Consider the following 6,607-nt stretch of genomic DNA (forward strand, 5'->3'; position numbering starts at 1 on the left):
GAGTTGGTGCAATAAGCGAGTTGTATGATTGAGCCAACATGAAATACAAAAAGGGCCTGATAATGAAGATTATCGGGCCCTTAAATTTTTAAGCTTTTCTGTTAACGATTCAACATTGTACTAATCGTGCTAAGTATAAGATCTAAGTACAAGTATTAAGCACTTTTTTGCTTATTTCTGTGAATAACGTTACTCAGCGATAGTTCTGTTTTTGCTTTACAGATACAAGGCAAAATTTCATCGCCTTGTGTGTAAGCCATAGCAAAACCAACGTACTCGACTTCACCAGAATCCAACGTACAGCGGCAAGCGCCACAGTGGCCATCTCGGCAGTTGTATTCTGGCTCTAACCCTGCTTGTTCCATTGTTTCCAATAGAGTATTTGAAGGGTTAGATTCAATAGAAGTCAGCTTGTTGATTTTGATTGTTGGCATTACAGCTCAAACCCTTCAAAGTCGTCAGCTTTTACTTCGTTGTCGATTTGGCCAACTAGGTAAGAACTGATTTCAGCTTCTTGTGGAGCAACTTGAACGTTATCTGAAGACAACCAAGCGTTGATCCATGGAATTGGGTTCGATGTTGCTTCTGGGTAAGCCGTACCTAGACCAACCGCTTGCATACGGATGTTGGTAATGTACTCAACGTATTGGCAAAGAATATCTTTGTTTAGACCAATCATAGAGCCATCTTTGAATAGGTATTCTGCCCACTCTTTCTCTTGCTCAGCCGCTTCTTTGAATAGGTCGAAACACTCTTGCTTACACTCTTCAGCGATCTGCATGAATTCGAAGTCATCTTGGCCATTACGCAGCAAGTTGATCATGTGCTGTGTACCAGTAAGGTGAAGTGCTTCATCACGAGCGATTAGCTTGATGATCTTCGCGTTACCTTCCATTAGCTCACGTTCAGCGAATGCGAATGAACATGCAAAACTCACGTAGAAACGAATCGCTTCCAGTGCGTTTACAGACATTAGACATACGTAAAGCTTCTTCTTCAGGTCATGAAGTGAAATCTTAACGTCTTCGCCATTGATGTTGTGGTTGCCTTCACCGTAGCGGTGGTAGTCAGCCGTTAGCTTGATTAGGTCATCGTAGTAAAACGCGATGTCTTTAGCACGCTTCAGGATCTCTTCGTTTTCAACGATGTCGTCGAATACTACGCCTGGATCATTTACGATGTTACGGATGATGTGCGTGTAAGAACGAGAGTGAATCGTTTCAGAGAATGACCAAGTCTCAATCCAAGTTTCAACTTCTGGTAGTGATACCAATGGAAGTAGGGCAACGTTAGGGCTGCGGCCTTGGATAGAATCTAGAAGCGTTTGGTACTTCAAGTTAGAGATAAAGATGTGCTTTTCATGCTCAGGAAGCTTGTTGTAGTCGATACGGTCACTAGACACGTCGACCTCTTCTGGGCGCCAGAAGAAAGAAAGCTGCTTCTCGATAAGCTTTTCGAAGATTTCAAATTTTTGTTGGTCGTAACGTGCAACGTTTACCGACTGACCCAAGAACATTGGTTCTTTTAGTTGGTCATTTTTTTGTTGAGAAAAAGTACTGTAAGCCATAAATGCCTCAAATCCTTTAAAGACCCGCAATAAAACGGACCCTGTTAATGCTTTAAACCCAGAGAAGATAACTCTTCTCTGGGGTCTTAATGTTTATTGCGGTTTAGATCTTACAACCGCCGCCTTCACAATCTTCTTCCGGCACTTGAACTGCATCGCCTTGGTCGTCTTTAGCACCATCACGCGTGTTATGGTAGTAAAGCGTTTTAACACCATACTTGTATGCAGTTAGTAGGTCTTTAAGCAGCTGCTTCATTGGAACCTTACCGCTGTCGTAAACACTTGGATCATAGTTAGTGTTTGCAGAGATAGCTTGGTCAACGAATTTTTGCATGATACCCACTAAGTGTAGGTAACCGTCGTTATTGCCAATGTTCCAAAGTAGCTCGTAGTTGTTTTTAAGATTTAAGAAATCAGGAACAACTTGCTTCAGGATACCGTCTTTCGACGCTTTCACTGATACATAACCACGTGGTGGCTCGATACCGTTAGTCGCGTTCGAGATTTGAGACGAAGTCTCAGAAGGCATAAGCGCTGTTAGCGTAGAGTTACGCAGACCGTGCTCCATGATCTCTTCACGTAGCGTGTCCCAATCGTAGTGCAGAGGCTCTTCACATACTAAGTCGATATCTTTTTTATAAGTATCGATTGGCAGTAGGCCTTTCGCGTAGTTGGTCTCGTGGAAAGATGGGCAACGGCCTTGTTCTTTCGCTAGTTCAACAGACGCTTTTAGTAAGTGGTATTGAATTGCTTCAAAAGTACGGTGAGTCAGGCCATTTGCGCTGCCGTCAGAGTACTTAACACCATTCTTCGCCAGGTAGTATGCATAGTTGATGACACCAACACCTAAAGTACGACGATTCATTGTCGATTTGTATGCTGCTGGAAGCGGGTAATCTTGGTAATCAAGCAGTGCATCAAGTGCACGAACAACCAACTCAGAAAGCTCTGCTAAGTCGTCGAGTTCATTGATTGCGCCAAGGTTGAACGCTGAAAGCGTACACAGTGCAATCTCACCTTCGTCATCTTCCACGTTAGAAAGTGGCTTAGTTGGTAGCGCGATTTCTAGACATAGGTTCGATTGACGAACAGGAGCTACTTCAGAATCAAACGGGCTGTGTGTATTACAGTGGTCAACGTTCTGAATGTAGATACGACCAGTAGAAGCACGCTCTTGCATTAGTAGAGAGAACAGTTCAACCGCTTTCACAGTTTCACGTTTCACTGAAGGATCGTTTTCGTACTTAACGTACAGCTCTTCAAAACGCTCTTGGTTTTCGAAGAACGCATCGTAAAGTCCAGGTACATCTGAAGGGGAGAACAGGCTGATGTTGCCACCTTGAACAAGACGAGAGTACATAAGCTTATTAAGCTGTACGCCGTAGTCCATGTGACGAACACGGTTCTCTTCAACACCACGGTTGTTTTTCAGTACTAATAGAGACTGAACTTCACCGTGCCATAGTGGGTAGAACACGGTTGCTGCACCGCCACGAACACCACCTTGAGAACAACATTTTACTGCTGTTTGGAAGTATTTGTAGAAAGGGATACAGCCAGTGTGGAACGCTTCACCACCACGAATTTCAGAACCAAGCGCACGGATACGACCTGCGTTGATACCAATACCAGCACGTTGAGATACGTAACGAACAATAGAGCTTGCTGTTGCGTTGATAGAATCAAGGCTGTCACCACACTCGATCAGTACGCAAGAACTGAATTGACGAGTAGGCGTACGTACACCAGACATAATTGGTGTAGGTAGAGAAATCTTAAACGTAGATGAGGCGTCGTAAAAACGTTTGATGTAATCCAGACGAGTTGATTTCGGGTATTTACCGAATAAACAAGCAGCAACTAGGATGTAAAGGAACTGAGCACTCTCGTAAATTTCTTTTGTTACACGGTTTTGCACGAAGTATTTACCTTCAAGCTGCTTGACCGCTGCATAAGAGAAGTCTAAGTCACGCTTGTGGTCGATGTACGCGTCAAGCTCGTCAAACTCAGCTTTCGTGTAGTCTTCCATTAGGTGGCTATCGTATTTACCCATATCAACCAGTTTTGCAACGTGGTCATATAGAGCCGGTGGCTCGTACTCGCCGTACGCTTTTTTACGTAGGTGGAATACTGACAGACGTGCTGCTAGATATTGGTAATCAGGAGTCTCTTCAGAGATTAAATCCGCTGCTGACTTAATGATTGTCTCATGGATGTCAGTGGTGGTGATGCCATCGTAAAACTGAATGTGAGCTTTCAATTCTACTTGTGATACAGAAACATTGTGCAAGCCTTCAGCTGCCCAAGTGATCACTCGATGGATTTTCTCTAAATCGATTGTTTCTTTGCGCCCGTTACGTTTGGTAACAGTAAGTTGTTGGTTCATTCTGCTTAATTTCCCTAACAAAACTGAACAAAGCCGTGTTTTTGTGTATTTCTGTGTAATTTTTGTAAATTACGTTTCGGCTTTGTGATCTTGGTCTACCCATACATTGTAGTTCAAACACAACATATAGGGGTCATTTGTTTGTTGGGTTACAAGATAGTGCTACAGCTTATATTTTTCAAGGTAAAGAAATGGGAGTGCTTGTGGATAAGTGGTGGATTGAAAAAAAACTGTAAGTGACCACTAACTGACGAGGTTCGATGTGACTTGATTGTATAAAAATAGCCTTTTAAGGTTGCTTTATTTTTGCGCACACATAAAAAAAAATCCCTTGATCTTTGAGCAAAATGGGCAATGGATTTTGGATGATTAAAATTAAATCTAGGTGGTCAAAATGGAAGCGAGCGCACGAAATTTAGACTGAAAAAAGTCGTAAAGTTATGTTAATTACAACTCTTTTCAATCGTCTTTTTCTAAAAGATTTTAAGCTGGGGATATTAATAGTTATTGGGTGAGATTTTGCGTGTGGACTATGTAGTTAACATCTACATTTGTGCCCAAACGATAAGTGTCCGTTAACGGGTTGTAGTGCAGTCCTGTAATCCCCAATTCTTGCAGCGGAGTGTTGTCTATCATCTTGATAAGTTCCGCTGGGCGAATGAACTTTTCGTGGTCGTGAGTACCTTCTGGGACAATCTTAAGTAGCTTTTCTGCACCTACTATAGCGAATAGGTAAGACTTAAAGTTACGGTTCAATGTCGAGAAGAACACATGGCCGCCCGGTTTAACCAACTTTGAACAAGCCGAGATAACCGACTGTGGGTCTGGTACGTGCTCTAGCATTTCCATGCAGGTCACCACATCGTAAGTTTGTGGGTTTTGCTCAGCATGATCTTCAATGGTGCTTTGAATGTAATCAAGCTTGGTGCCGGTTTCTAATGCATGCAGACGAGCGACTTCTAGCGGTTCTTTACCCATATCTAAACCAGTGACTAGCGCACCTTCAACGGCCATGCTCTCAGCCAAAATACCGCCACCGCAGCCAACATCGAGAACTTTTTTGCCAAATAGGCCTTCGGTTTTCTCTAGAACGTAATTTAGGCGCAGTGGGTTGATTTGATGTAGTGGCTTAAACTCGCCTTCTAGATCCCACCAGCGCGACGCCATGTCTTCGAATTTTTTGATTTCTGCTGGGTCTACGTTTTGTGATTTAGTCATAATCGGCATTTCCAAGTTAAATAATGCATCCATGAAATTGCAGGCATTATAACTTGCCTTTTCCTGCTGACCAGAAGATCTACAATTTTGCTAGTTTATTGAGTGTAAAGTGACCATGTTTCAGCAAGATATGACGCTGAGGTGCAATTTCTCATCAATAGATTGGCTACAAGGGTCACAAGATGGTAAAAGGAGAGGGAAAGTGATGCCTCCGTAGGTAAATTTGTGTTATATTTTTCGGTCTTATACGTATTCAAAAATACGATCTGACTATAGAGGGAAAATGGCTCTATGAGCGATCTAGCGAAAGAGATCACGCCCGTAAATATTGAAGATGAGCTTAGAGGTTCATACCTAGACTACGCGATGTCCGTCATCGTTGGTCGTGCCCTTCCAGATGTGCGTGATGGCCTAAAACCAGTACACCGCCGCGTTTTGTTCGCGATGAATGTATTAGGTAATGATTGGAACAAAGCATATAAAAAGTCTGCTCGTGTAGTAGGCGATGTAATCGGTAAATATCACCCACACGGTGATAGTGCGGTATACGAGTCAATTGTTCGTATGGCTCAGCCGTTTTCACTACGCTATATGTTAGTCGATGGCCAAGGTAACTTTGGTTCGGTTGACGGCGATTCAGCTGCGGCAATGCGTTATACCGAAGTTCGTATGTCAAAAATAGCTGGTGAGCTATTAACGGATCTTGATAAAGATACGGTTGACTTCGTTCCTAACTATGATGGAACCGAGCAAATACCAGCAGTTTTACCAACAAAAATACCAAACCTATTGGTTAACGGTGCTTCTGGTATCGCAGTAGGTATGGCTACCAACATCCCGCCACATAACCTTGGCGAAGTTGTTGATGGCTGTTTAGCATTTATCAATAATGAAGACATCACTATTGATGAGCTAATGGACTACATCCCGGGTCCAGACTTCCCGACAGCAGCATTAATCAGTGGCCGTAAGGGCATTGTCGATGCATATAAGACTGGCCGTGGCAAAGTTTACATGCGCTCGCGCGCGAACATTGAAATGGAAAAGAACGGTAAAGAAACAATTATCGTTACTGAAATTCCATATCAAGTGAACAAAGCTCGTCTGATCGAGAAGATTGCAGAACTTGTAAAAGACAAGAAAGTTGAAGGCATCAGTGCACTGCGTGACGAATCTGATAAAGATGGTATGCGTATTGTTATTGAATGTAAGCGTGACGCTGTCGGTGAAGTTGTACTAAACAACCTTTACTCACAAACTCAACTGCAAACAACTTTCGGCATCAACATGGTTGCTCTGAACAACGGCCAACCACAACTTTTCAACATTAAAGATATGTTGAAGTGTTTTGTTGATCACCGTCGTGAAGTTGTGACACGTCGTACTATCTTCGAATTGAAGAAAGCGCGCGACCGTGCACATATCTTGGAAGCTCT

5 protein-coding genes are annotated in these 6,607 nt (G+C 43.0%); 1 reads left to right on the forward strand and 4 read right to left on the reverse strand.

All coding sequences use genetic code 11. The annotated features are described in order from the left end of the window. Positions 1-155 precede the first annotated feature (155 nt). The 4 genes from yfaE to ubiG form a co-directional block, all read right to left on the reverse strand. Entirely contained in the window at positions 156-434 is a 279-nt protein-coding gene (gene yfaE, locus AB4496_RS05925; RefSeq protein WP_012604325.1) for a class I ribonucleotide reductase maintenance protein YfaE, read from the reverse strand. Next, entirely contained in the window at positions 434-1,567 is a 1,134-nt protein-coding gene (nrdB, locus tag AB4496_RS05930) for a class Ia ribonucleoside-diphosphate reductase subunit beta (RefSeq protein WP_004733365.1), read from the reverse strand. The genes yfaE and nrdB overlap by 1 nt, the downstream gene beginning before the upstream one ends. 103 nt (positions 1,568-1,670) lie before the next feature. After that, a complete protein-coding gene (gene nrdA, locus AB4496_RS05935) occupies positions 1,671-3,953 on the reverse strand; it encodes a class 1a ribonucleoside-diphosphate reductase subunit alpha (RefSeq protein WP_009848849.1) in 2,283 nt (760 codons plus the stop codon). A 504-nt stretch (positions 3,954-4,457) separates the two neighbouring features. Beyond that, positions 4,458-5,204: a bifunctional 2-polyprenyl-6-hydroxyphenol methylase/3-demethylubiquinol 3-O-methyltransferase UbiG gene (gene ubiG / locus AB4496_RS05940; RefSeq protein ID WP_065680458.1), complete on the reverse strand. Its 747-nt coding sequence runs from the start codon at positions 5,202-5,204 to the stop codon at positions 4,458-4,460. A gap of 258 nt (positions 5,205-5,462) precedes the next feature. Between ubiG and AB4496_RS05945 the strand changes: the two genes are divergently transcribed. Continuing rightward, positions 5,463-6,607 (forward strand): DNA gyrase subunit A (locus AB4496_RS05945; RefSeq protein ID WP_372130690.1); only part of this gene is annotated, 1,145 nt, incomplete at its 3' end.

Source organism: Vibrio sp. 10N.222.46.A1, from assembly GCF_041473595.1.
GTDB classification, from domain to species: Bacteria; Pseudomonadota; Gammaproteobacteria; order Enterobacterales; family Vibrionaceae; genus Vibrio; species Vibrio tasmaniensis_A.